Consider the following 25,475-nt stretch of genomic DNA (forward strand, 5'->3'; position numbering starts at 1 on the left):
TGGTAGCCGCGGATGGCCAGCAGGCCCGCGAGCTCACCCTGGGAACCCGCGTTCGGCTGCAGGGACACCTGATCGTAACCGGTGATTTCCGCGAGATCAGCTTCCAGCCCGCCGACGAGCTCGCGCCAGCCCACGGTCTGGGACTCCGGGGCGAACGGGTGGATGGAGGCGAATTCCGGCCAGGAAATGGCTTCCATCTCCGCGGTGGCGTTCAGCTTCATGGTGCACGAACCCAACGGGATCATGGTCCGGTCCAGGGCCAGGTCCCGGTCACTGAGCCTGCGGATGTAGCGCAGCAGCTGGGTCTCGGAACGGTGCGTGTTGAACACCGGGTGCTGCAGGTACTCGGAGGAACGTTCGAGGGCGGCATCCAGCGCGAACTCTTCCGTCATCTCGACCGATACGGCAGCAAAGACTTCCAGCACACCGGCGACGATGGCCCGGGTTGTGGTTTCATCGGCAGAGAGGCCCACGGTGTCGCCATCGATGTGGCGCAGGTTGATGCCCTTGGCTTCCGCGGCGGCAACAATCGCGGCAGCCTTGCCGGGCACGGAAACCGTGACGGTATCAAAGAAGCTTGTGTGCAGTACGTCCAGGCCGGCCGCCTTCAGGGATGCGGCGATGGTTACAGCGTGGCCGTGCGTGGCCTCGGCGATGGCCTTGAGGCCGTCGGGGCCGTGGTAGACGGCGTAGAACGAAGAGACGATGGCCAGCAGCGCCTGCGCGGTGCAGATGTTGGACGTGGCCTTCTCACGGCGGATGTGCTGCTCACGGGTCTGCAGCGCCAGACGGTACGCGGGGACACCGGCGTCGTCCTTGGACACACCCACGAGCCGGCCGGGCATGGACCGCTCCAGGCCCTTCGCCACCGCCATGTACGCGGCGTGCGGTCCGCCGAAGAACAACGGCACACCGAAACGCTGGGTGGAGCCGACGGCGATATCAGCGCCCTGCTCCCCGGGAGGGGTGATCAGCGTCAACGCCAACAGGTCCGCAGCGACCGTGACCAGCGCGCCGCGCTCCTTCGCGGCAGCAATCACCTCGGCGTGGTTGAAGACCCGGCCGGACACACCCGGCTGCTGCAGCACGATGCCATTGATAGCGCCCTCAGGCAGGCCCTTGGAGAGGTCCGCGACCTCCACCTCGAAACCGAGCGCCTCGGCGCGGCCCGTCACGATCGCGATGGTCTGCGGCAGGCAGTCAGCATCCAGGACCGTCTTGCCGTCCCGGGCGGAGGCGTTTTGTCCTACGGACTTATTTGCCCGGCGCATCATCAGGACGGCCTCGGCGACGGCCGTCGCTTCGTCCAGCAGCGACGCATTCGCGATCGGCAGTCCCACCAGGTCCTGGACCATGGTCTGGAAGTTCAGCAGCGCCTCCAGCCGGCCCTGGGAAATCTCCGGCTGATACGGCGTGTAAGCCGTGTACCAGGCCGGGGCCTCAAGGATGTTCCGGCGGATGACCGCGGGCGTCACAGTGTCGTAATAGCCCTGCCCGATCATCTGCACAGCGGTCTTGTTCTTCGCCGCCAGCTCCCGCAGCTCCGCAAGGACCTCAACCTCACTCAGGGCGTCCTTGAGGCGGAGGGCCACATCCTGCCTGATGCCGTTGGGGACGGCAGTATCCACCAGCGCGTCCACAGTGCCGTAGCCGACGGCCTTGAGCATGGAGTCGATATCGGACTGGCGGCGGGCACCAATATGCCGGTCAACGAAAGTGGCCGAGGCCGAATTAACACTCACAGGGAACTCCATTACTAAGGCGGCGCAGGGTACGCCACATCGATTCGGGTTCCTCCCCGCTCTGTATTGGACCTGAGAGTTTCCGCGCCCACCTGCTTTACGCAGGCGACGCTTGCACCGTCGGTGAGCCCGTTGCCGGACTGCTTTCCAGAGTTGCCTAACCGCGGCGGTACGTGGGCCTGAGAGATTCCCGGAGAGGATTTGCTCCTACGGCGCCTGCTGAACGTACCGGCAGAACTCTCCCGCCGCAGATCAAAGGCATATTCAGATTGTTGTGCCGGCCGCAGTTTTGCCGCCACGAGGTCCAATTCTCCTACGCCCCGGGCCACCGGGCAAATGAGGTCGTTGGATTCTGCGCAATCATTCCGGTGTGACGCTCCAGCGCGTCCGGATACACGCGGGCCGCACCGGGGACCCTCCGAATGATGGAGCAGAATCAGCCCCGCAGCCGCTCCACGGCAGCAAGGAGCTCCTCAATGTCTGCATGCCTGCCCCGGCCGTAACCGGTGGTGCCGCTTTCCCACATGGCGTTGAAATACAGCCCGTCCCCCATGTACAGCACTGCTTTCGCCATGGCCGGGCCGACGTCGGCTGCGATCAGGTCCAACCACTGCTGCTGGATCGCGGCAAAGCGGCGCCGGGCCTCTTCATGGGCCACTTCGGCCAGTCGCGTGGCGGCCACAAAGGAGCGGTCCATCGGCGAATCGGACCAGAGCGAGGAACGGATGAAGTAGGCCGCCGCACCTTCGGCTGCTGCGGCCATCAGTGCGAGATCCTCGACGGCCAAGCGATCCAACCGTTCCAGGACCGCAGCGATCAGCGCCTCCTTGTTGGGGAAATGGTAGAGCAATCCGCCCTTGGACACGCCGGCCCGCCTGGCCACCGCGTCCAACGTGGCAGCACGCTCCCCCACATCGATCAGGAGTTCTTCAAAAGCGTCAAGGACTGCATCGCGTGCGACGGGATTTCTGGCCATGGCTTCAATCATGCATGTTCCGGGCCTCGTTTCTTAACTGTACCGTCTGGACGGTATAGTTATCGATATGACATTGTCCGCACAGTCCAACCAGAACACCCAAAGCACATCCACCATGGCAGCCGGTCTCCGGCCGTCAGGGCCTGCGAAGGCGCCCTGGCGCGACTGGCTCGCGCTGGCCCTGCTGATGTTTCCGGTGCTCCTGGTTGCTGTGGACAACACGGCGTTGACGTTTGCGCTTCCGGCCATCGCGAGCAGCCTGGAAACCACCGGAGTCCATTTGCTGTGGATTGTGGACGCCTATCCCCTGGTGCTTGCCGGTTTGCTGGTTGCCATGGGCAGCCTAGGTGACCGGATCGGGCGCCGCCGGCTGCTGCTGACCGGCAGCGTTGGATTCGCCGCGGTCTCAGCAGCAACAGCCTTCGCCCCCAGCGCGGAGTGGCTGATAGCGGGACGGGCGATGCTGGGGTTCTTCGGCGCCATGCTGATGCCCTCAACCCTGTCGCTGATCCGCAACATTTTTCCGGACCCAAACCGGCGTCGGCTGGCCGTGGCCATCTGGGCAGCCGGCTTCTCCGGCGGCGCCGCCCTGGGTCCCATCTTTGGGGGCTGGCTGGTGGAGCAGTTCTGGTGGGGCGCCATCCTGCTTGTCGCTGTGCCCATCATGCTGCCCCTGCTGGCATTCGGCCCGGCGTTCATCCCGGAATCAAAAGATCCGCGGCCCGGAGTGGTGGACGTGCCCAGCATCGCCCTGTCCCTGCTGGTTATGGTGCCCGTTGTGTATGGCGTCAAGGAACTGGCAACCGAAGGTTTCGGAGCCGCTCCGGTGGGGCTCGTTGCCTTTGGCCTGGCCATGGGCGTCGTCTTTGTCCGCCGCCAGCGGCGGCTGGCCAGCCCCCTGCTGGACATGTCCCTGTTCGGCAACCGGGTCTTCAGCACTGCCATCACGGCAAATGTGCTGGCCCTGTTCTCCTTCAACGGCTTCATCCTGTTCCTCGCCCAGCACCTGCAGCTCCTGGACGGGATGACGCCGTCGGCTGCCGGAATAGCCATGATCCCGGCTTTGGTGGCCACAGTGTTGGCCGGGCTGGCAGTGGTGCCGCTGGTCCGGAAAGTGCGGCCGGGCTTTGTGGTGGCGGGTGGCCTGGCCCTGAGCGCCACCGGCTACGGAATCGTCGTCTTTGGTGATCACGGCTCCGGCCCGGCCCTCCTCCTGGCCGCGCTGCTTATCCTCGCCCTAGGCGTGGGCACAGCGGAAACCATTTCCAATGACCTCATCCTGGGCTCCGTTCCAGCGGAGAAGTCAGGCGCCGCGGCCGCCATCTCGGAAACGGGGTATGAGGTGGGGTCCCTGCTGGGGACAGCGGTGCTCGGCTCCATCCTGACCGCTTCCTACCAGCGCAATCTCCGGCTGCCGGCCGGGGTGGAAGAAACGGCGTCCGGCACTGCCATGCACCAGGCCGGCGAAACTTTGGCGGGCGCCGTGGAACTGGCCGCCAGCCTGCCTGCCCCCCTGGCCGAAGCGCTCCGCGGCGCAGCGCGCCACGCGTTCAATTCGGGTGTCCACACCACTGCGGCAATTGCGCTGGCACTGATGGCGAGCGTGGCAGTCCTTGCCGCCGTCGTACTCCGGAAGGTTCCGACGGCGGACTAGGACTGCCGGGCCTACTTGGCGTCAGGGGATGTGACGCTGGCGGAGGCCTTCATGGTCTCGGCGTTCACCATCCACGCGTACTGCTCCAGCTTGGCAATGAATTCGTGGAGCAGGTCCGCGGTGGTGGGGTCCTCTTCGTCCACTTCGTCATGGACCTTGCGCATGGTGCCCACTGCGGCCTCAAGCGCAGCAACGATCCGCTCGATGGCGTCCTTCGTGTTGATGAGGCCTTCGGGGAAGTGGGCCAGGCTGGTGGATTTTGCCACGGTGGCGCTGCGGCCGTCCGGCAGGGCATGCAGGGCGCGCATCCGCTCGGCCATATCGTCCGCGAACTGCCGGGCGGCATCCACGATTTCGTCCAGCTGCAGGTGAAGGTCCCGGAAGTTGGTCCCCACAATGTTCCAGTGGGCCTGCTTGCCCTGGATGTGCAGCTCAATCAGGTCCGCGAGTACGGCCTGCAGATTGTTGGTCAGGGTCGGTGAAGCTTTCATGAATCCTCCTCGATTGGTCCAGTAGTCCCGACGCTATCAGCCATAGGATCGATCGCGGCAGGCCGAAAACAAATTTCTCAGTGAGCTTACTAATCCGGCCGGAGCGTCATAAATGAATGGAATTCATTGAAACCATTGCGCGAAAGCTGTTCGTCGTCCATACTAAATGAACGTCATTCATTTAGTGACGGTCGTCTCACTGGAAGTAAGCACATGATTGAAATTTCCTGCCTCGACTCACCCACCTCACTGGCCCGGACAACGCCGTCCGTCCGCCCTGCCCTTCGGGTGGGCGTCGTACAGCACCGCTGGCATGCAGACACTGCCGTCCTGCAGTCTGAACTCGATGAAGGAATCGGCCGGGCCGCCCGGCTCGGTGCGTCGGTTGTGTTCCTGCCCGAACTGACCCTCTCCCGCTACCCGGCAGACACGCGCCCTGAGAATGACGTCCCCCGGCACGGATCGGAGCAACCCGGCGCGGTCCGGCCCCGGCCGTCGGATATCGCTGAGGACCTGCTCACCGGGCCCACCTTCCGGTTTGCTGCCGAGTCGGCCCGCCGCCACGGGGTGGCTGTCCATGCCTCGCTGTACCAGCAGGCGGAGAACCCGGATGGCAGCGACGACGGTCTGGGGCTGAACACAGCCATCCTGGTGTCGTCCGAGGGTGACCTGCTCGCCCGCACGCACAAGCTACACATTCCGGTTACCGCCGGCTACTACGAAGACAAGTACTTCCGCCAGGGGCCGGCGGCCGCGGATGCCTACGAGGTCCACGCGCCGGCTGAACTGGGCGGCGCCCGGCTGGGCATGCCCACCTGCTGGGACGAATGGTTCCCGGAGGTAGCCCGGCTCTACTCCCTCGGCGGCGCAGAGATCCTGGTCTACCCCACCGCGATCGGCTCAGAGCCGGACCACCCGGATTTCGACACCCAGCCGCTGTGGCAGCAGGTGATTGTCGGCAACGGCATCGCCAACGGCCTGTTCATGGTTGCCCCCAACCGCTGGGGCGATGAAGGAACGCTGAACTTCTACGGCTCCTCCTTCATCTCCGATCCGTACGGCCGCGTCCTGGTGCAGGCCCCGCGTGACGCCTCCGCAGTGCTCGTGGCAGACCTCGACCTGGACCAGCGGCGGGACTGGCTGACGCTCTTCCCCTTCCTGTCCACGCGCCGTCCCGATACCTACGGCCGGCTCACGGAGCCGGTACGCCGCGACCAACCGCTCGGCGGCGAAGAGGCTGGGCTCGGGAATTCGACAAGCTCAATCAACCTTCAGCAGGTGACCGCATGAGCACGTGGCGCATGCCCGCCGAAACCGCTCCGCAGGAGCGGCTGTGGATGGCCTTTCCCACTGGCGGCTACACGCTGGGCGAGACGGAGGAAGATGCCCACGCTGCCCGGTCCACCTGGGCAGCAGTGGCCAACGCCGCCGTCGAATTTGAGCCGGTCACCGTCGTGGTGGACCCCGACGACGTCGGCATCGCCGCCCGCTATCTCCACCCGGACGTCGAGGTACTCACCGCCCCGCTCAACGACGCGTGGATGCGGGACATCGGCCCCACATTTGTGCTCGGCCAGGACGGAAGCCTCGGCGCCGTCGACTGGGTCTTCAACGGTTGGGGCGCCCAGGACTGGGCGCGCTGGGACAAGGACGCGCTGATCGCCGGCGAAGTGTCAGGCCGCTCCGGCGCCACGCACATTGTGTCCGCGCTGGTCAACGAGGGCGGCGGCATCCAGGTGGACGGCCAGGGAACCGTGCTGGTGACCGAAACCGTGCAGCTTGATCCGGGCCGCAACCCGGGACTTGACCGGGCCGACGTGGAAGCCGAACTGGCCCGGACCATCGGCGCAACACAGGTGGTCTGGCTCCCCCGCGGACTGGCAAGGGACTCGGAACGGTTCGGTACGCGCGGTCACGTAGACATCGTGGCCGCCATTCCCTCCCCCGGCACACTTCTGGTGCATTCCCAGCAGGACCCCCGCCATCCGGACTTCCAAGTGAGCCGCGACATTATCGAGCACCTCCGCACCACGAGGGACGCGGCCGGACGGGAGTGGAACATCATCGAAGTCCCCGCCCCGGAAACGCTGTGGGATGACGAAGGTTTTGTGGACTACAGCTACATCAACCATGTGGTGGTCAACGGCGGCGTTATCGCGTGTACGTTCGCGGACCCCAACGATGACAAGGCGCTGCAGATCTTGGCAGAGGCCTACCCCGGCCGGCGTGTCGTCGGCATCGACGCGCGGGAGCTCTTCGCCCGCGGCGGCGGTATCCACTGCATCACCCAACAGCAGCCTGCTGCCTCGTAGAAAGCGCTGGACAATGACGCAAACCACCCGCAAGAGCATGCCCGCCGGTACAGACGCCACCGGCTCGGCGCACGGCATCACGGCCAAGGGCCTCAAGGGCGGGCAGCTAGGCCTCCTGGCAGTTGTGGTCCTGGGCATCTCCACCATCGCACCGGCGTACACGTTGACCAGTGCCCTGGGCCCCACAATCAATGAAGCCGGACTCCAGCTGCCGGTGATCTTCCTGATCGGTTTTATCCCCATGATCCTGGTGTCCCTCGCCTACCGGGAGCTCAACGCCGACTCCCCGGACAGCGGCACCACTTTCACCTGGGTCACCAAGGCCTTTGGCCCGTGGGTTGGCTGGATGGGCGGCTGGGGACTTCTCGCCGCCAACATCATCGTCCTGTCCAACCTGGCGGGCGTGGCAGTGGACTTCTTCTATCTCTTCCTTTCACAGCTGACGGGAGCGCCTGAACTCGCGGACCTCGCGGCCAATAAGCCGTTGAACGTCCTGACGTGCTTCGTTTTCGTGGCCCTCGCCGTGTGGGTGAGCTACCGCGGCCTGCATACCACCAAGCTGGTCCAGTACGGACTCGTCGGATTCCAACTGCTGGTCCTGGGACTGTTCGTCGGCATGGCGTTCGCGAACTGGTCGACGTCGGAAACGGCCATCCCCTTCAGCTGGGAGTGGTTCGACGTCACCAAGATCGAGACGTTCGGGCAGATCGCTGCCGGCATCTCGCTGTCGATTTTTGTCTACTGGGGTTGGGACGTGTGCCTGACGGTGAACGAGGAAACCGCCAACGGCAAAAAGACCGCAGGGCTCGCCGGCACGCTCACCGCCATTGTTGTCCTGGGGATCTACCTGCTGGTGAGCATCGCCACCATGATGTTCGCCGGCGTCGGAGACACCGGGGTCGGGCTGAACAACGCTGAGAACCACGAGAACCTCTTCACGGCGCTGGCTTCGCCGATTATGGGTCCGTTCGCCATCTTGATGTCGCTCGCTGTGCTGTCCAGTTCCGCCGCATCGCTGCAGTCCACGTTCACGTCGCCGTCACGCAGCCTGCTGGCCATGGCACACTACGGCGCACTGCCCAAGCCGTTCAGCCACCTGAGTAAGCGCTTCTCGACGCCGGGCTTCGCCACCGTGGCGGCCGGGGTCCTGTCCGCAGGTTTCTATGCGGTGATGCACGTGATCAGCGAGAACGTCCTGAACGACACCATCCTGGCACTCGGCCTGATGATCTGCTTCTACTACGGCCTCACCGCCATCGCGTGCGCCTGGTACTTCCGGAACAGCGTCTTCAGCAGCATCCGTAACTTCGTACTGCGGCTCCTGTGCCCGTTGCTGGGAGGCGTCGGCTTGTTCGTGGTCTTCCTGCAGACGGCCGTGGACAGCTGGGCTCCGGAGTTCGGCAGCGGCTCAGAGGTCTTCGGTGTTGGGCTGGTGTTTGTCCTGGGCATCGGGATCCTGGCGCTCGGTGCCGTGTTCATGGTGATCATGGCCCGCCTTCGCCCCGGGTTCTTCCGGGGCGAGACCATCCGGCGCGACACTCCCGCCTTGGTGGCGCCGGAGTAGTTGCTCCGCCCACAGCACACAGAACGGCGCCCTGCCCGGAAAGTCTCCGGAGCAAGGCGCCGTTCTTTGGTTTCCTGATCTTGTCTCAACAGCTGTTCAGCAGCGAACCGCCGGTCACCAGAAGTGCGCTACGTCCACCACCATGCGCGATCCGGATCCGGGGCCGTCCAGGGTGAACACCCGGAACGGGAGCCGGGCACGAACGCCCACGCCGATGCTGGTGTAGCCTTCAAAGCTGCCCGCGTAGGCAACCTGCCGGAAGGTCTGGTATCCCGACACGTCGGACAGTTCGGCCTTTGCCGCCGGGCTGTACGTGACGTTGCCGTTGCTGTCGTAGGACGGCGCGTTCACAGTTACCTGGAGGAATGCCGAGCCGAGCAGCGGGATGTCAAAACCTGAACCGTCCTGGACCACGGTCGGAACGTACTGGACCGTGTAGCCGGCCACAGGGCCGTTGAGATCAACCACCATCCGGTCGAAGCAGTGGTGCTGCCCCGTCCTGACGTTGGTGACGGATGCGGTGCTCATGGCCGGGTCTGATTCAGCCAGCGATCCCCATACGAGCCCGCAATACGATGTGGTTGCCGAGGCGGGCCCCGGAGCCAGGAAACCCAATCCAACAGCCATCAAAATGACTGTCAGCCACGTATGAATCTTTTTCATTGTGGGCCACCCTTCGAGTGATTAGGTAGCTCAAGCGTAGGAGTCTCCTGGGCCTCTCAACAGGGTTGTTGCCGCTTCGGCACGGAACCGTTAGTCGGCCTTGGTTCCGGTCACGCGGGCGTAATTCTGAAGCACTTAGCGGGGCCATCGAAACACAATTAAGGCCGTTTCTGCACCCTGCCGTTATGCATAATAACGACGCCGGCGCGCCTCACCAGAGTGCCGCCGTCGGGCGTTCAGCCTTCGCACTCGATGCAGTACTTCATGCCGTTCTTTTCGCGTGCAACCTGGGACCGGTGGCGGACCAGAAAGCAGGATGAGCAGGTGAACTCATCGGACTGTTCGGGAACCACAATGACGGTCAGCTCTTCGCCGGAGAGATCGGCTCCGGGGAGGTCGATGCCTTCCGCGGTGTCCGTCTCGTCGATGTCGATGACTGCGGTCTGGGCATTGCCGCTGCGGGATGCCTGCAGGGCCTCCAGCGACTCGGCAGAAGCCTCGTCGTCAGTCTTGCGTGGAGCGTCGTAATCGGTAGCCATGGCATGTTCACTTTCGTCGCTGCACGGCACCATTTCAGGCACCTCAGTGAAGCAGTTTAGGTCATTATGCCGCCACTTGGGCAACAGTGTGGCCAACCAGACAGATTTCGTCGCTTCGCCCTCTGCAGACGAGGTTAATGCTTTTAGCGGCAAGCACGTTTCGCGGATTACGCCGAATGGCACTTGGGGCATTGGTGTTGGCCCTGTCCAGGCCGCCCCGGAACCGTATTGATGCAACCTTGACGGTATCCGGGGGCGAAATCTGAGAAGGCGCCTGCAGGATGGGTTCGCGGGCCACCGGGGTCTGCGAACCCACCAGAGGAGCCCGCCGTGGATGCCGCACTGTCCCTGCCCCCGGCCGGCGTGACGCGCTCGTCCATCGTTCATCCCACCCGGCGGGCGGCCCGCGTCGCATCCGATGCGGCCGAGGCTACCCCAGCATCACTTGGCCTGCGCGTGGTCGTGCTGGTGCCCGCTTACAACGAGGCCAGCTCGATCGGGGCAACCCTCGATGGCCTGATGCTCCAGTCCCGTCCCGCGGACCTCGTCGTGGTCATCCCCAACGGCTGCACCGATTCAACGGCCTGGGAGGCGCGGAGGTATCCGGTGACCACCATGGAGCTTCCACGATTGCAACACCGCAAATCCGAAGCGCTGAACCGGGCCTGGGCAAAGTACGCCTACGACGCCGACGTGGTCATCTGCCTCGACGCGGATACGGTCCTGCCGCCGAACGCCGTCGAAGCCTGGTGCCGGGAGTTCAGCGCCGAAAGTGGCGCGCTCATCGGTGGCTCGTCGTCGAAATTCACGATGCAGGACCCCGGATTTCTGAGTCGGCTGCAGAAGGCTGAATTCGCCACGTGGACCGATACGGCCCTGCGGCGGGGCCGGACCAGCGTTCTGGCAGGAACCGGCTGCGCCATCAATAACGCCGTCCTCCGGCAGATCGCGGCCCGGGACGACCGTGAAGGGCCGTGGGTTTACACCTCGCAGGTCGAGGACTTCGAACTGACCTACCGCATCCGCGAACTGGGCTTTGTCTGCCAGGTATCCCCGGATGTCCGCGCTTATACCGACTCGATGAAGACAGTCAAAGCACTGTGGGGCCAGAGGATGAAATGGCAGGTCGGCACCGTGGAAGACCTGCTGGACCTGGGAATCAACCGGCTGACCCTGCGCGACTGGGGCCAGCAGGCCATGGGTCTGCTGGGCGTATTCCTGAAGCTGCTCTGGATCGCAGTCATTGTCCTCTCACTCTCGTTGGGAGTGTTTCGCTTCGTCCTGTTCTGGTGGCTGGTACCGATCCTGTTCGTGGTGCTGGACATCAAACGGGCCCTTCGGATTCCCCACCGTGACTGGAAGGACGTCCTGATGGCAGCCACGTTCTTCCCGCAGGAATTGTTTATGTGGCTGCGGTCCGGGTGGTTCCTGGCCTCCTGGGGCGCAGTCCTGACCGCAAAGATCACCCGGCGGCGGATAGACCGCTGGGAAGCGCAATACACAGCAGAGGAAATCAACTAACAATGTACGGAATGAATACCGCTTTACCCGCTTCCGGAGCCGCTCTGGGCGCAACCGGACTGGCCTACACAGGCCTGGACGTCATGGCCGCCCTACTGACCGCGTTTGGCGTGATGCTCATCGGTATGGCCCTGCTGGGGCTGGTCCGCCGGGGCAATAAGGCGCGCCCCTGACCGAGTCAGGGAGTCCGACGCGCCTGCAATGCGGACTTGAACGCTGAGGCTGAGGTGGCGCTGCTGTTGATGCGCCAGTCGGCTTCTTTCTGGAGGTGGAACCACACAAAGCCCACGACATCGGGCTGGGCCGCCAGATAAGACACGAGCTCAGTGTTCCAGGCAGCCTTGTCGCCTCCCGCTTCGCTGGAAGCCGTCTCGCTGATCAGGATGGGAACTCCGGGTGCCAGAGCACGCAACTGGGCTATTCCCGGAGCGAAAAGATCCTGCGGCGATATCCAGCCGCTCCATGAGGCGGAGGTGCCCCAGTTGTACCCGTCGAGGGCTACAACATCCACATATCCGACGCCGGGAAAGAGGCCGGAGAGATCGGTGGAACCGTAATAGGGAACATTCGGGCTCCAGACCCACGACACGTTGCCGGCACCGGTGGCAGCAACAATGTCGTGAACATGGCGCCAGGCATTTACGTAGTCGCCGGGCTGATTGCCGTTGACGCCTTCGGCCCACGGGTACCAGTTTCCGTTCATCTCGTGGGCGAATCTGAGCTGGACCGGCTGGCCCCAGGCAGTAAGTGCCTGGCCCCACTGCGTGATGTGGGCGTCGAAGTCGCCGGCGGCAATTCGGTCCAGGGAGTAGGCCGGCTGTTCCGTTCCACCGCCCCAGGCCCAAGGTTCCCAGGTAATAAGCGGGACGGCGCCTCGTGCCCGGACGGAGTTCATCTCGGAGATGGGTGGCGCCTGGAGGAAGTCCTTGTAGAAGAGAATGGTGGACGGGCTTTCCCCGGCCAGTTGCGCCACTTCATCCAGTTCGCCGCTGGCCAGCGGGCCGCCGGCCGTGGCGACCCCGAACCGAAGCGCGGCCGTGCTGACCGGAGGGAGCGTCTCGACCGGTGAGGTCACTGTGAACACGGACGAGGCCTGGATAGAGGAGGTCTTGGCCGTGATGGTCAACGATCCCTTGGCTGCGGAAGGGATGGTGATCGCGGTACTGAAAGCACCCGAGGGCGCCGTTTTGAAGGGATAAGTCGTGGCACCGGCGATCACCGTCCCCGTGGTGGAGGCTTTAAACCCCGTTCCGCTGACTGTGACGGCGGATCCTGCCAGTCCAGTGGCCGGGCTGAGGGAAATCCGGCCTGTGACAGGCGCTGCCTGGGCTGCCTGGGCTGGCATCAGTCCCAAAGCCAGACCCAGGCCGACCGCTGCCGCGATAGATTTAAAAGTTCTGAGCATGGTGATCGGTCCCCGCAATCGGCAAGGCGGGTGGAAATCCGCCGGTCAGGTGGTGCCTACCGGCACCTTCCTGATCCTAAGGGCTCGGCGCCGACCAGACCGGATTTTTTCGAATAATTTTTGAAAGGAAATCGCGGCTCTGGTGGATCCTGGCATCCAGCGCTTCCTCCGTGGCCTAGTGGCCGGTACCGCACGCACCTCGACGCCCGGTCGAAGCCGTTACTGACCTGGCGTCGAGGTGCAGGTGTCTTGTCCACAGCTGCGTCAATATTCTCGGGTGTCGTGAGCGGGGTGAGGTGAGGATCCATGGCGCCGGGCCAGACTCCGCGACCACACCCCCGATGTCCCAAGTACTCGCGGCTCGCGGCTCGCGGTAAAGAAATCAACCCGCAAGAGATGTATGAACAACTTCTTAGACTCTGCCGATACGCGGCATCCGAGACTTCTCAAATAGCCGTAAAACGGCGCATTAACGCTCAGCTTTGTATATATGTTGTGTTTTGCTGGTTTTCGGGCTCAAGACTGCGGCAGGGTTGAGATGTCAGCCCCCACTGGGGATGCCCTGCCTGCAGGTTCCCAGGCCAACGCGACACTCATTGCATGGACGTTGGGGGCCGAAACGGCCGCATACCAAGCCGGACATTCCAAGGTGCACATGACTCGCAAACACTACGTCGAGGAACACAAGGAGGCCATCGACACGAGGGCGGTTCTTAGCGTTTTCGATGCAGCCAACGCTCGAACGGAACCTCCAGCACAAGCTAAACCCAACCCCAAGCCCAATACCGAAAAGGGTGAGTCCACAGTACTTAAGTGCAAAGGCCCTTAGCGTCGAGACTAAAACCGCAGGTCAGGGCCACAAAGTGGAGCCTCCTGTCGGATTCGAACCGACGACCCCCGCTTTACAAGAGCGGTGCTCTGGCCAACTGAGCTAAGGAGGCGCGCCCTCGTGGAGCGTGCGCCGCAACGGCGCTAGATAAGGTTAGCCCAAAGTCCGCCCGCTCGTAAAAACGCCGGCGAGGGCGAACCGGAGGAAAAAGAAAGGACCTGCTTCCGGAATCGATCCGGAAGCAGGTCCTCTGAGTGGAAGGACCTAGCCCTTCGCGGTGATCGCGGCCTGCAGGAAGTCCGGGAACGGGGTCTGCGCGCTGGCACCCTTGCCCCACTGCTGGCCGTCCACAAACACTGTGGGCGTGCCGGTGACGCCGATGGCGGCGGCCTGCTTGGTTGTGAACTTCACGAACGGACGGTAGGTCTTCTCGTCGATGCAGGCGTCAATGTTCTTGGCGCCGATGTCCGTGGCCATGGTCTTGAGCTCGTCGTCAGAAAGACCGGCGCTGCCTTCGGCAGGCTGGTTGGCGAACAGCGAGTCCACAAACTCCGCGTACTTTTCCGGGGACTCATTCACAACACAGGCGGCGGCGTTGGCTGCACGGGAGGAGTAGTTCGTGGATGACCGGTTGTCCAGGAACCCGAGGGCCCGATATTCCACCGAGATCTTGCCCTCGTTGCGCAGCGCCGTCAGCTGTTCGTTATACTGTGTCTCGAAGTTTTTGCAAACCGGGCAGATGAAGTCAACATACAGAACCACCTTGACGGGTTTGCCAGCCTCAGCTTCGGCACCGGGGGCAACCACTTCAGCCGGCGCGGTTTCCGGGCGCTCCCCCACGGAGGCGGCGTCAACGGTGGCCGGTTCCAGCTTCGTGACGTCGGTATTGGCCAACAAGGTAATGCCACCGTTGACGTTTCCGTTGGCCGGCGTCGGACCCTGGTCAGCGATCGGGGCGTTCTGCCGCATCGTTGTGGTCACCACAAGCGCCACAACCGCAAGGATGGCCACCACAGCCACCACAATGCCCCAGCCGATAAGCAGCTTGTTGCGCTTGTCCTTCTTCAGCTGCGCCTCACGGATCAGGCGTGCCTTCTCGCGCGCCTCGGAGGTTCGCTCAGTCTTGGACTTGCGTATTTCATTTGCGGGGCTCATGTGTTCCTTGGGTCGATCGACATAGGGGGACCACTCTGTGGCGACTCCACCATTTTAGGGGACAAACCTGAGAGCTTGCGCTTTCAAGTATTTAGCCCGAATAACCAACGGACGAATGGCCCCGAAGATTCCATCCTATTAAGGTGGCCTAAAGGCACAAGCAACCCCAGGGGGCCGCAATGCAAACACCCGTCCAAGAAAAACCAACACCTGTACCTGCTACCGGCGCCGCCGCGCGCAGCCACAGCACGGTCGCCACGTACGACTTCATGGTTGTGTCCAACAGGCTGCCTGTTGACCGCTGCGCGCCAGGTGAGAGCGGCGACGACGGCTCCGGCTGGCGCCGCTCCCCAGGCGGTCTAGTGACTGCCCTCGCTCCCATGATGACCAAGACCGACGGCGCGTGGGTGGGTTGGCACGGCGCCTCGGACGAAACCGTCGAGCCCTTCAGCCACGGAGGCATGGACCTGGTCCCTGTGCAGCTGAGCAACGACGACGTTGAGCTCTACTACGAAGGTTTCTCCAACGCCACCCTATGGCCGCTGTACCACGACGTCATCGCCCCGCCGGAGTTCCACCGGACCTGGTGGGACGCCTACCGCAAGGTCAACCAAAGGTTCGCCGACGCCGTCGTACGCCATGCCGGCCAGGGCGCCACGGTGTGGGTCCAGGACTACCAGCTGCAGCTGGTGCCGCGGCTGCTGCGCGAAGCGCGGCCGGACCTTCGGATCGGTTTCTTCAACCACATCCCCTTCCCCCCGCCGGAAATCTTCGCGCAGCTGCCGTGGCGGCAGGCCATCATCGACGGTCTGATGGGCGCAGACCTGGTGGGCTTCCAGCGCCCCAGCGACGCTGGAAACTTCATGCGCTCAGCCCGGCGGTTCCTGGGCGCCAGCGTTAAACAGCAGCAGGTGCATGTGAAGGGTCAAGACGGCGAAATCACGCACATCGCCAGGGCCCAGGCCTTCCCCATCTCCATCGACGTGGCCCAGATCAGCGAACTGGCCCACAACCCCGAGATCATCGAGCGTGCACGCCAGATCCGCCAGGACCTCGGCAACCCCAAGACCATCCTCCTGGGCGTGGACCGGCTCGATTACACCAAGGGCATCCGGCACCGGCTCAAAGCCTTCGAAGAACTCCTGAACGAAGGCAAGCTGACGGTCGGCGACGCAACACTGATCCAGGTTGCCAGCCCCAGCCGCGAACGGGTTGAGCAGTACCGCCTCCTGCGCGAGGAAATCGAAGGCACCGTCGGCCACATCAATGGAACCTACGACACCATCCAGAACACCGCCGTCCGCTACCTGCACCACAGCTACCCCGTGGAGGAAATGGTGGCTCTGTACCTGGCCGCCGACGTCATGCTGGTGACCGCGCTCCGGGACGGCATGAACCTCGTGGCGAAGGAATACGTCACTGCCCGCAAGGACAACGACGGCGCCCTGGTCCTCAGCGAGTTCGCCGGCGCCGCGGACCAGCTCAAGCAGGCGCTGCTGATGAACCCGCACGACATCGACGGCCTCAAGGACACCATCATGCGGGCCGTCAATTTGCCTCCCAAAGACGCCGCCCGCCGCATGCGGTCCATGCGCAAGCAGATCCTGGAGCACGACGTCGACCACTGGTCAGCTGACTTCCTGGCCGCCCTGAACGAGAAAGTTGTTCGCGATGACTCCTGACGCCCTCCCCGCCAAAGGCCCGCTCGCCTTGTCCCCCGAACTCCGGCAGGCTGCCCGTCGCATCGCCCAGACGGAACACCTGCTGGTGGCCATGGACTTCGACGGCACCATTTCCCCGCTTGTTGACCGCGCGGACGAGGCCCGCCCGCTTCCGCGCTCGGCCGCCGCTTTCGCCGGGCTCGCCGCCCTTCCGCGCACGACGACGGCACTCATCTCAGGACGGGCCCTCGCCAGCCTGCGTGCGGTCGCCTCGCCACCGGTGGACACGCTGCTGATCGGTAGCCATGGCGCCGAGGCGTGGCTGGGCCCCGGCTCCACGGAGCTGACACTGGACGAGGCCCAGCGCCTGCTGCTGGCCGAAGTCCGCAGTGTCCTCGAAGAGATTGTTGAGCAGGCACCGGGCACGCTGCTCGAAGACAAACCCGCAGGCGTAGTCCTGCATACCCGGCTGGCCACGGACGATGTAGCCGAAGACGCGGTGGCTGCGGCCCGTTCAGTTCTCCAGGACCGCAAGGGCGTTTTCCTGAAGAACGGCAAGCGGGTCCTGGAAACATCGGTGGTCAACGCCTCCAAAGGTGAGGGCCTGACGTTCCTGCGCCAGATCACGGGGGCCACCGCTGTCCTCTTCGCAGGCGACGACGTTACGGACGAGGATGCCCTGGCACGCCTGGAATCCGGCGATGTGGGCGTCAAGGTTGGCTTGGACTTCACCCAGGCCGAGTTCCGGGTGGAAATGCCGGCCCACGTCGCAGAACTGCTCGAAGCACTCCTGCAGGAACGGAGCCTGGTGGTGGCCGAAGAAGAGCCCGGCACGGACTGAGCCTCCCAAACATGTCCAACCTCACATGTGACCTCCGTAACATTGGTGCCAATACGCCATTCGTCTGACATACTCTTGGTTGTGATGTGGCGCACAGGAACCGTGCGGCGTCACGTGATACTCCTCGGCTTCGGCCGGGGAGTACACGGCTGTAATGCCGTGGATAACTGAATTACATGAACCATTCACTACGGATCGTCCGGCACGTACCTGCCGGTGAAGGGATTGATAACTGTGGCTACAGTTACTTTTGATAACGCTACGCGTCTGTACCCGGGCACAGAGAAGCCCGCTGTTGACAAGCTCAACATTGAAATCGCCGATGGCGAATTCTTGGTCCTCGTTGGACCCTCCGGTTGCGGTAAGTCCACCTCCCTGCGCATGCTCGCAGGCCTTGAGGACGTCAACGCCGGCCGGATTCTTATCGGCGACCGCGATGTCACCGATGTTCCGCCGAAGGACCGCGACATCGCGATGGTTTTCCAGAACTACGCGCTGTACCCGCATATGACGGTTGCGGACAACATGGGCTTCGCGCTGAAGATCGCCGGCGTTTCCAAGGAAGAGCGCGCCGAGCGTGTCCGTGAAGCCGCCAAGCTTCTTGACCTCGAGCCGTACCTGGATCGCAAGCCGAAGGCACTCTCCGGCGGCCAGCGCCAGCGTGTTGCCATGGGCCGCGCCATCGTGCGTAACCCGCAGGTGTTCCTCATGGATGAGCCGCTTTCCAACCTGGACGCCAAGCTCCGTGTCCAGACGCGTACGCAGATCGCATCCCTGACCCGCCGCCTCGGCGTCACCACCGTTTACGTCACCCACGACCAGGTCGAGGCCATGACTATGGGTGACCGCGTGGCTGTGCTGAAGGACGGCCTGCTGATGCAGGTTGACACCCCGCGCAACCTCTACGACAAGCCCAAGAACGTCTTCGTTGCCGGCTTCATCGGCTCCCCCGCCATGAACCTGCTCGAACTGCCCGTGGTCGACGGCGGCGTCCAGTTCGGCGGAACGGTTTACCCCGTGCCGCGCAACGTCCTCGAAGAGGCCCACGGCAGCACCGTGACCTTGGGATCGCGCCCCGAGGACCTGGAGCAGGCCGCACAAGGTGAGGGTCTCCAAGTCGAGGTCGACGTCGTTGAAGAACTCGGCGCCGACGCCTACGTCTACGGCCACACGACGCTGGACGGCAAGGACCACGACATCGTGGCACGCGTCGACGGCCGCCGCCCCCCGCTGAAGGGCGAGACCATCTACGTCCGTCCGCAGTCGGGCCATGTGCACCTGTTCGACACCAAGACCGGTCTGCGCCTGGGCGACTAGTCCCCACCGACGCCCTAACCTCGCTCCGCTTCGGCCAGGGAACCCTGCCGGCGTGGGCCCATCCACCGACGCCCTAACCAACCGACGGCGGCCCTCCTGACTGGACGGGCCGCCGTCGGCGTTTTAAGCCCGATGTTTAGGCCAGCCGCCCTCTGTACGAAAGAATTGATCCATGACCGATGAAAACAGCGCACAGTGGCACGACGAGCCCACGGACTACGCGCAGGTCGGCAAACTGCCGCGGTTCGAGGCAGCGAGCGCCAAGGATGACAAGGTCCTTGCCGTTTCCAGCTCGCTGAACATCACCGCGGCGTCCGCGGATCCCGAACTCCTGGACCTGCCCTGGCACATCGCTTTGGAGGATTGGCCTGCTGAGAACCTGGCAGCGCTGCCCCGCGGTATTTCGCGGCACATCGTGCGTTTCGCGCACCTGGGCGGCTCCGTCATTGCTATCAAGGAAACGTCCGAACATGTGGCCCGCCACGAGTACCACATGCTCCGAAAGTTGGCCCGCCTGGACGTCCCTTGTGTTGTCCCGGTAGCAGTAATCACGGGCCGGACCACCTTGGAAGGGCGGCCGCTGAACCCCGTGCTGGTCACCCGCCACCTGAAGTTCTCCATGCCCTACCGGGCGCTGTTCTCGCAGATGCTGCGCAAGGACACCCTGACCAGGCTCATCGATGCCCAGGCGCTGCTGATGGTCCGGCTGCACCTCATCGGCTTCTACTGGGGCGACGTCTCGCTCTCCAATACGCTGTTCCGCCGTGACGCGGGCGCGTTCGCGGCCTACCTGGTGGACGCCGAAACCGGCGAGCTGTATCCCGATCTTTCCACCGGCCAGCGTGAGTACGATCTCGAGATTGCCCGGGTCAACATCGCCGGTGAGCTGATGGACCTCCTGGACGGCGGCCTGATCGAGGAGAAGGTGGACCCGGTGGCCACCAGCGAACTCATCATGGAGAGCTACCGGCGCCTCTGGACCGAGTTGACGGAGAAGGAATCCTTCGAACTCGGCGAACGCTGGCGCGTGGGTGCCCGCATCCGCCGCCTCAACGAGCTGGGTTTCGACGTCGAGGAATATGCCATCAAAACCACGCAGAATGGTTCCACCATCCAGCTGCAGCCAAAGGTGGTGGATGCCGGCCACCACATGCGCCGGCTGCTGCGCCTGACCGGGCTTGATGCCCAGGAAAACCAGGCACGCCGCCTGCTCAATGACATGGACTCCTTCCGGGCGGACAACAACCCGGGGATGGACGAGGAATACAGCGCGCACCTCTGGGTCAGCCAGGTCTTCGAACCGATCGTGCGCTCGATCCCCCGTGACCTGTCCCGCAAGCTGGAGCCGGCGGAGGCAGTCCACGAGGTGCTGGAACACCGCTGGTACATGTCCGAGGAGCAGGCCCGCCACATTCCGCTCGCCGAGGCTGTGCAGTCCTACATCGAGTCCGTCCTGCGCCACCGCCGGGACGAGGCCGCCATCATGCTCAACCCGGACACGGCAATGCTGAAGATCCTCGAAGTGGAAACCGAGGAGTCCCGCTATGGTGCCGACGAATCCACCGAAGAGTACCCGGACGTCGACGACTGACGGGGTCCGGGGGCCGACCGCGGTGGCAGCACGGTTGAGTTAACACAACCCCAACTAGGTAGCAGTCGGTGTCGTTATGAGGCGCTCATACGACACTTACTGCTACCCAGGTGCGTGGCGGGCGGCCACTAAATGGCCTTGCCCGGATTCAGGATGCCGGCCGGGTCAAAGAGTTCCTTGATCCTGCGCTGGAGCTCCCTGACGGGTTCCGCCTGCTCCAGGCCCAACCAACGCAGTTTGTACTGCCCGATCCCGTGCTCCCCGGTAATAGTGCCGCCCATTTCCAGCGCCGCATCGATCGAGGCATCCAGGGCAAGGTTCAGCCGGCCCATGGCGTCAGCGTCTACCGCACGATCCTGGCGGTCAATCCAGAACGGGGGGTGCAGGTTGCCGTCGCCGGCGTGCGCCACCACCTTCAGGCTCACGCCGTGTGTTGCCGCGAGGTCTTCCAACGCCGCCACATAGTCCACCAGGCGTGAGCGCGGCACGGCCACATCCTCGCCTACGCGGTATTCGTCGTCCACTTCCACGCCCCGGCTGTTCCGGCGGAACTCCACGAGCTGCTCGGCTTCCGCCGTCGATTCCGTGCTCACCGTGGCCCCGCCGGCGGCGAGGACGGAACGCACGACGTCGGCCTCCGCCGCTGCCCCGAACCCGTCAGTCTGGATCAGGAGCAGCGAACGGCCGCGTGAAATCAGGTCGGAGCCGTGGAGGTCATCCAGCTGGGCAAGCGTGCCGCCGTCGAGCAGTTCCATGATGGCCGGCTGCACGCGGGCCCGGCCCACCGCCAGGACGCCCGCAGCAGCCTGCCTGAAGTCCGGGTAGAACGCGGCAATGGTGTGCACGTCACGGGGCAGGTACTTGAGCCGGACGGTCGCCCCCACCACGATCCCCAGAGTGCCCTCGGAACCAACAAACAGCCCCGTCAGGTCGTAGCCCGCAACGCCTTTGAACGTCTGGTGGCCGGTGTGGATGAGAGACCCGTCGGTCAGCACCACATCCAACGCCAGCACCGAATCCCGGGTAACGCCGTACTTGGCGCAGCGCAGTCCCCCGGCATTCGTGGCAACGTTGCCGCCGATCGTTGAAGAACGGAAGCTCGCGGGATCCGGCGCGTACATCAGGCCATGCTCTGCGGCGGCCTCGTTGAGGGCGGCGTTGACCACACCGGGTTCGACGACGGCGGTCTCGTCATCCGGGTTGAGGTCAAGAATGCGGTTCATCCGTTCCAGGGACAGGACTACGCAGTTCCTGCTCGCGTGCGCGCCGCCAGAAACGCCCGTTCCCGCTCCGCGGGCCACAACGGCGACGCCGCGGGCCGCACACAGCCTGACTACGGCCTGCACGTCCGTGACTGACCTGGCAAAGACCACCGCTTCGGGGAGCTGGAAATCCAGTACGGGGGCCTGGTCCACGGCGTACCTCGCGAGCAATTCCTCCTCGGTCCTGACCTGCCCTGCGCCGAGGGCGCCCACCAGCTCTTCAACCAAGCTGCCCACGCAGCCTCCCGTTCCGTCGTCGTTGTCGTCCTCCCCCAGTCTAGGGCGGTGGTTCCCGTCGGCCCGCCATCTCACTACCTGTTGTAAACGTTTCCAGCATGGGTGGATTGTCATTAACCTACCTCTGAGTAGACATACTAATTTTCTGGTGGAAACGTTTGCAGTTTCCCGCCGGTTAGGGTCTAAGCTTTCCTCCATGTCTGTAGATACAGTGCTTACCGCCACCGCCCCGCGGATGGGCCGGCTGTCCCTTATCCACGATGCCGACAACGCTCCCGGCTGGTGGCGCTCGGCCGTCATCTACCAGGTGTACCCGCGGTCCTTCAGGGACCTCAACGGTGACGGCATCGGCGATCTCGCCGGGATTACTGCGGAACTTCCGAAGCTGGCCGAGCTGGATGTGGACGCTGTCTGGTTGTCCCCCTTCTACAAATCGCCGCAGCGCGATGCCGGCTATGACGTCAGCGATTACTGCGACGTGGATCCGCTCTTCGGCACCCTGGGCGACTTCGACCTCATGATTGCCGAGGCCAACCGCCTGGGGCTGCGGGTCATCGTGGACCTGGTTCCCAACCACTGCTCGGACCAGCACGTGGCGTTCCAGGCAGCCCTCGCCTCCCCTGCAGGGAGCCCGGAACGCGACATGTTCATCTTCCGGGACGGCGCCGGGCCCGAAGGCGACGAACCGCCTAACAACTGGCAGTCCCACTTCGGCGGCCCGGCCTGGACCCGGGTCACCGGTCCTGACGGCCAGCCGGACCAGTGGTACCTGCACCTGTTTGATTCGTCCCAGCCGGACTTCAATTGGGACAATTCGGCCGTGCACGCCGAATTTGAGCGGGTGCTCCGTTTCTGGCTGGACCGCGGCGTCTCCGGCTTCCGGGTGGACGTCGCCCACGCTTTGGTCAAGGCCCCGGGCCTGCCCGCCTGGGGCGGCCGGGCCGACGGTGGCAGCTCGGACGGCTTCCCCGGCCACGAGGCTCCGATGTTCGGCCAGCCGGCCCTGCACGACATCTTCCGGGCCTGGCGCCTGATCCTGGACGGGTACGGGCCGGACCGCATTCTGTGTGCCGAAGCCAACGTGGATCCGCTTCCGCGCCTCGCCGACTGGGTCCGGTCCGATGAAATGCATCAGGCCTTCAATTTCCCCTACCTGCACGCCGGGCTGGACGTTTACCGGCTGCGCAGTGTCATTACGGACTCGCTGACCGCCCTGGACGCCGTGGGAGCCCCCAGCACATGGGTGCTGTCCAACCACGACGTGGTCCGCCACTCCAGCCGCTTCGGCTACAACGGGTCCGGTCCGCGCGATGGCGACGGCATCGGTCCGGCTGATCCTCAGCCGGACACAGCCCTGGGCCGCCGGCGTGCAGCCGCCGCCTCATTGTTTATGCTGGGACTGCCCGGCGCCGCCTACCTGTACCAGGGTGAGGAGCTGGGCCTGCCGGACGGCATCGATATTCCGGAGCACCTGCGGCAGGACCCCACGTTCGCGCGCACCGGAGGCGCCCGGCTGGGCCGCGACGGCTGCCGGGTTCCCCTCCCCTGGCGCAGCGCAGAACGGCACCTAGGCTTTGGCTCGGGCCAGGATCCTTGGCTTCCCTTGCCGGCGAGCTTCACGGAACTGGCACGGGACGCGCAGGCCGCATCGCCGTCGTCGCACCTTTCCCTGTACCGGAACATGCTGGCCCTGCGCCGTGAACTGGGTCTGGGCAGCGGGTCGCTGGCTTGGGCCGAGGACTGGTGCAGCGGTTCGTCCCTGGCGTACGTGAACGGCGATACGCTGGTACTCATGAACCTCAACCACGAACCCCTGGAAATGCCGGCAGGCAGCGTCCTCGTCCGCAGTGCTGACTCCGATTCAGGCGCAGCCCACTTCCTGGCTTCCGGAGAAACCGCATGGCTGCGGATTGGCGGAGGCGACGCGGAATAGTGGGACTTGCGGGCATCAAGGACGTTGCCGACCGCGCCGGGCTGTCGATCGCGACTGTGTCACGGGCGCTTAGCGGCAAGGCAAACGTGTCGGTCAAGAGCCGGCAGCTGGCAAAGGCAGCGGCCGACGAATTGGGATTCGTCCCGTCCTACCACGCGTCCAGCCTGGCCTCAGGCCGTAACCACAACGTAGGGCTGGTGGTCCCGTCCATCCACCGCTGGTACTTTTCGTCCGTGGTGGAGGGCGTGTCCGGCACTTTGCTCGACGCCGGCTACGACCTCACTCTGTACAATGTGGGTGACCGGTCGGACCGCCGCTGCAGCGTCCTGAACGACTTCCTGCTCCGTAAGCGGCTGGATGCGGTCATCGCTGTGGCACTGGTCCTGAGCGAGGCTGAAATCAAACAGCTCCTGGCAATCCACCGTCCGATCGTCGGCATCGGCGGCGCCCTGGCCGGTGCTTCGACCATCAGAATTGATGACGCTCGCCTCGCCCGGACAGCCACCGAGCACCTGCTCGGGCTGGGTCACACCCGGATCGCACACATCACCGGCGATGCCGAACTGAACCAGGACTTCAAACTGCCGGGGATACGCCGGGCCGGCTTCGAGGCAGCAATGCAGGCTGCGGGGCACGCTGTCCGCCCCGAATGGGTAGTGTCAGCGGACTTCACCATCCAAGGCGCTTACGCGAGTGCCCGCAAGCTCCTGGCCGCCGCGGCCGGTCGGCCCACTGCAGTTTTTGCCGCCTCCGATGAGATGGCCATCGGCGCCATTCTCGCCGCCCGCGACTTCGGCCTGCGCGTGCCGCAGGATCTCTCCGTGATCGGCATGGACGGGCACGAACTCGGCGAGGTCTTTGGGCTAACCACCATCAACCAGGATGCGCGCGGACAAGGCGCCCTTGCTGCCCGCATGCTGTTGGAAACGCTCGACGCCGGCGCGAAGCGGCCTCTCAAGGGCACGTCACCGTCATCGGTGGCAACCGACCGGGAGTACCCCACAGACTTCCTGGTCCGGAACAGCACGGCTGTACCGCCAGCCTGACCCGGCCCCTCGGTCCCGCGCTGGATCCAGTCAAAGCTGGCTCTGTTCGGAGCCGGCTGTCAGGCCTGGGCTTCCCCGCCCATGAACCTTACGAAGCGGTCCAGCACCTTCGGCCAGCCCGCAGCATAGGCGGCACGCGTGGCGGCAGGATCCTCCGCACCCTCCCAGCCGTTGTGGACCAGGCGCAGGTCGGTCCCGGACTCCACCGCCCTGAAGGCGATTCGCAGCTCAGTGGACCAGAGAGCGGTGGTTCCGGGGTGCCAGGACGCATGGAAAGAAAGGGGCGGCTGCCAGTCGTCTATGGATCCCCAGACGGCGGTCCTGCCGTCGTCAGCCGTTTCCACGATGAGGTTCTCTTCAAACTCAACGTAAGATCCTGCCCCGTACACACCATGTGAATCCATTGGCCACCACAAGTGCGTGTGATCCGTGAAGCCGGCGAACGCCTGCGCCACCGGCCCCGGCACCGTGACCGTGCAGATGACGGGATCCAGATTCCCTGCGGGCTCAACAGAGTCGGGGCGGGCGTCATCCGCGTGGCTGAAAAGGTTATCCATGGAGGTCAACTCTACGCGGCTCCCGCGCTCCCCCAGCCGACGCTCTATCACTTCCGGCGGGTATCCGGCGGACGCTCTCGCAGGTCCTGCCCTCTTCCCCTGGACGCTCTATCACTTCGCGGGGCGTGTCGTGTGGGGTGTCCGGCGGCGGCGGGGGTGGGTGGGTGCCCGGTTTTCGC

The 25,475-nt window shown here is 64.4% G+C and carries 21 protein-coding genes, 1 tRNA gene and 1 riboswitch; of the genes, 12 read left to right on the forward strand and 10 right to left on the reverse strand.

Features of this window, described 5'->3' with window-relative positions; genetic code table 11:
• Together ACZYZ4_RS18385 and ACZYZ4_RS18390 are read right to left on the reverse strand one after the other, a co-directional pair.
• Positions 1 to 1,742, reverse strand: a 1,742-nt coding sequence (locus tag ACZYZ4_RS18385) for an aminomethyl-transferring glycine dehydrogenase (RefSeq protein WP_463863164.1), incomplete at its 3' end; no start/stop codon positions are given.
• Between the two features lie 157 nt (positions 1,743 to 1,899).
• A riboswitch (glycine riboswitch) is annotated at positions 1,900 to 1,997 on the reverse strand.
• 181 nt (positions 1,998 to 2,178) lie between these two features.
• Positions 2,179 to 2,718: a TetR/AcrR family transcriptional regulator gene (locus tag ACZYZ4_RS18390; RefSeq protein ID WP_463863166.1), complete on the reverse strand. Its 540-nt coding sequence runs from the start codon at positions 2,716 to 2,718 to the stop codon at positions 2,179 to 2,181.
• A 115-nt stretch (positions 2,719 to 2,833) separates the two neighbouring features.
• Here ACZYZ4_RS18390 and ACZYZ4_RS18395 point away from each other — a divergent pair, with 115 nt between their 5' ends.
• Positions 2,834 to 4,372: an MFS transporter gene (locus ACZYZ4_RS18395; protein ID WP_463863199.1), complete on the forward strand. Its 1,539-nt coding sequence runs from the start codon at positions 2,834 to 2,836 to the stop codon at positions 4,370 to 4,372.
• A gap of 11 nt (positions 4,373 to 4,383) precedes the next feature.
• Here ACZYZ4_RS18395 and ACZYZ4_RS18400 read toward each other — a convergent pair whose 3' ends face one another.
• Complete coding sequence (locus ACZYZ4_RS18400) at positions 4,384 to 4,863, reverse strand: Dps family protein (protein WP_463863168.1); 480 nt, start codon at positions 4,861 to 4,863, stop codon at positions 4,384 to 4,386.
• 213 nt (positions 4,864 to 5,076) lie between these two features.
• On the opposite strand from ACZYZ4_RS18400, the gene ACZYZ4_RS18405 reads away from it, so the two are divergent.
• From ACZYZ4_RS18405 to ACZYZ4_RS18415, 3 genes are read left to right on the forward strand one after another with little or no spacing between them, the layout of a single operon-like run.
• On the forward strand, positions 5,077 to 6,153 hold the full coding sequence (locus ACZYZ4_RS18405; protein ID WP_463863170.1) for a nitrilase-related carbon-nitrogen hydrolase: 1,077 nt from the start codon (positions 5,077 to 5,079) through the stop codon (positions 6,151 to 6,153).
• Positions 6,150 to 7,175: an agmatine deiminase family protein gene (locus ACZYZ4_RS18410; RefSeq protein WP_463863172.1), complete on the forward strand. Its 1,026-nt coding sequence runs from the start codon at positions 6,150 to 6,152 to the stop codon at positions 7,173 to 7,175. Before ACZYZ4_RS18405 ends, ACZYZ4_RS18410 begins: the two co-directional genes overlap by 4 nt.
• A 13-nt stretch (positions 7,176 to 7,188) precedes the next feature.
• The gene (locus ACZYZ4_RS18415; RefSeq protein WP_463863174.1) at positions 7,189 to 8,739 is read left to right on the forward strand and encodes an APC family permease; all 1,551 of its coding nucleotides are present in this window, start codon (positions 7,189 to 7,191) and stop codon (positions 8,737 to 8,739) included.
• 114 nt (positions 8,740 to 8,853) lie between these two features.
• Here the strand turns inward: ACZYZ4_RS18415 and ACZYZ4_RS18420 are convergent, their stop codons facing one another.
• Together ACZYZ4_RS18420 and ACZYZ4_RS18425 are read right to left on the reverse strand one after the other, a co-directional pair.
• Positions 8,854 to 9,402 (reverse strand): AMIN-like domain-containing (lipo)protein, encoded by a 549-nt coding sequence (locus tag ACZYZ4_RS18420; protein WP_463863176.1) that lies wholly within the window; start codon positions 9,400 to 9,402, stop codon positions 8,854 to 8,856.
• A gap of 236 nt (positions 9,403 to 9,638) precedes the next feature.
• On the reverse strand, positions 9,639 to 9,941 hold the full coding sequence (locus tag ACZYZ4_RS18425; RefSeq protein ID WP_463863177.1) for a DUF4193 domain-containing protein: 303 nt from the start codon (positions 9,939 to 9,941) through the stop codon (positions 9,639 to 9,641).
• Positions 9,942 to 10,271: 330 nt separating this feature from the next.
• Here ACZYZ4_RS18425 and ACZYZ4_RS18430 point away from each other — a divergent pair, with 330 nt between their 5' ends.
• Entirely contained in the window at positions 10,272 to 11,462 is a 1,191-nt protein-coding gene (locus ACZYZ4_RS18430) for a glycosyltransferase family 2 protein (protein WP_463863179.1), read from the forward strand.
• An 11-nt stretch (positions 11,463 to 11,473) separates the two neighbouring features.
• Positions 11,474 to 11,635, forward strand: a complete 162-nt coding sequence (locus ACZYZ4_RS18435; RefSeq protein ID WP_463863180.1) for an LPXTG cell wall anchor domain-containing protein — start codon at positions 11,474 to 11,476, stop codon at positions 11,633 to 11,635.
• A gap of 5 nt (positions 11,636 to 11,640) precedes the next feature.
• Here ACZYZ4_RS18435 and ACZYZ4_RS18440 read toward each other — a convergent pair whose 3' ends face one another.
• The 3 genes from ACZYZ4_RS18440 to ACZYZ4_RS18450 form a co-directional block, all read right to left on the reverse strand.
• Positions 11,641 to 12,867, reverse strand: coding sequence for a glycosyl hydrolase (locus ACZYZ4_RS18440; protein ID WP_463863181.1), 1,227 nt, complete (start codon positions 12,865 to 12,867; stop codon positions 11,641 to 11,643).
• Between the two features lie 864 nt (positions 12,868 to 13,731).
• Positions 13,732 to 13,808 (reverse strand) — tRNA-Thr (locus tag ACZYZ4_RS18445).
• 152 nt (positions 13,809 to 13,960) lie between these two features.
• Positions 13,961 to 14,851 carry a DsbA family protein gene (locus ACZYZ4_RS18450; protein WP_463863183.1) on the reverse strand — a complete coding sequence of 297 codons (891 nt, stop codon included), beginning with the start codon at positions 14,849 to 14,851 and terminating at the stop codon, positions 13,961 to 13,963.
• A 179-nt stretch (positions 14,852 to 15,030) separates the two neighbouring features.
• Between ACZYZ4_RS18450 and ACZYZ4_RS18455 the strand changes: the two genes are divergently transcribed.
• The 4 genes from ACZYZ4_RS18455 to ACZYZ4_RS18470 all read left to right on the forward strand — a co-directional run bounded on the left by ACZYZ4_RS18455 (position 15,031) and on the right by ACZYZ4_RS18470 (position 20,261).
• A complete protein-coding gene (locus ACZYZ4_RS18455) occupies positions 15,031 to 16,533 on the forward strand; it encodes an alpha,alpha-trehalose-phosphate synthase (UDP-forming) (protein ID WP_463863185.1) in 1,503 nt (500 codons plus the stop codon).
• On the forward strand, positions 16,523 to 17,353 hold the full coding sequence (gene otsB, locus ACZYZ4_RS18460) for a trehalose-phosphatase (protein WP_463863187.1): 831 nt from the start codon (positions 16,523 to 16,525) through the stop codon (positions 17,351 to 17,353). The genes ACZYZ4_RS18455 and otsB overlap by 11 nt, the downstream gene beginning before the upstream one ends.
• A 234-nt stretch (positions 17,354 to 17,587) precedes the next feature.
• A complete protein-coding gene (locus ACZYZ4_RS18465; protein WP_463863189.1) occupies positions 17,588 to 18,670 on the forward strand; it encodes an ABC transporter ATP-binding protein in 1,083 nt (360 codons plus the stop codon).
• 172 nt (positions 18,671 to 18,842) lie between these two features.
• Positions 18,843 to 20,261, forward strand: coding sequence for a DUF4032 domain-containing protein (locus tag ACZYZ4_RS18470; RefSeq protein WP_463863191.1), 1,419 nt, complete (start codon positions 18,843 to 18,845; stop codon positions 20,259 to 20,261).
• A 128-nt stretch (positions 20,262 to 20,389) separates the two neighbouring features.
• On the opposite strand, the gene ACZYZ4_RS18475 is transcribed toward ACZYZ4_RS18470, so the two are convergent.
• Positions 20,390 to 21,760, reverse strand: coding sequence for an FAD-binding oxidoreductase (locus tag ACZYZ4_RS18475; protein ID WP_463863193.1), 1,371 nt, complete (start codon positions 21,758 to 21,760; stop codon positions 20,390 to 20,392).
• Positions 21,761 to 21,956: 196 nt separating this feature from the next.
• On the opposite strand from ACZYZ4_RS18475, the gene ACZYZ4_RS18480 reads away from it, so the two are divergent.
• Complete coding sequence (locus ACZYZ4_RS18480) at positions 21,957 to 23,693, forward strand: glycoside hydrolase family 13 protein (RefSeq protein WP_463863195.1); 1,737 nt, start codon at positions 21,957 to 21,959, stop codon at positions 23,691 to 23,693.
• Complete coding sequence (locus tag ACZYZ4_RS18485; RefSeq protein ID WP_463863197.1) at positions 23,693 to 24,739, forward strand: LacI family DNA-binding transcriptional regulator; 1,047 nt, start codon at positions 23,693 to 23,695, stop codon at positions 24,737 to 24,739. Before ACZYZ4_RS18480 ends, ACZYZ4_RS18485 begins: the two co-directional genes overlap by 1 nt.
• A 59-nt stretch (positions 24,740 to 24,798) precedes the next feature.
• Here ACZYZ4_RS18485 and ACZYZ4_RS18490 read toward each other — a convergent pair whose 3' ends face one another.
• On the reverse strand, positions 24,799 to 25,296 hold the full coding sequence (locus ACZYZ4_RS18490) for an SRPBCC domain-containing protein (RefSeq protein WP_463863198.1): 498 nt from the start codon (positions 25,294 to 25,296) through the stop codon (positions 24,799 to 24,801).
• Between the last annotated feature and the right edge of the window lie 179 nt (positions 25,297 to 25,475).

This window comes from Pseudarthrobacter adonitolis (assembly GCF_055412845.1).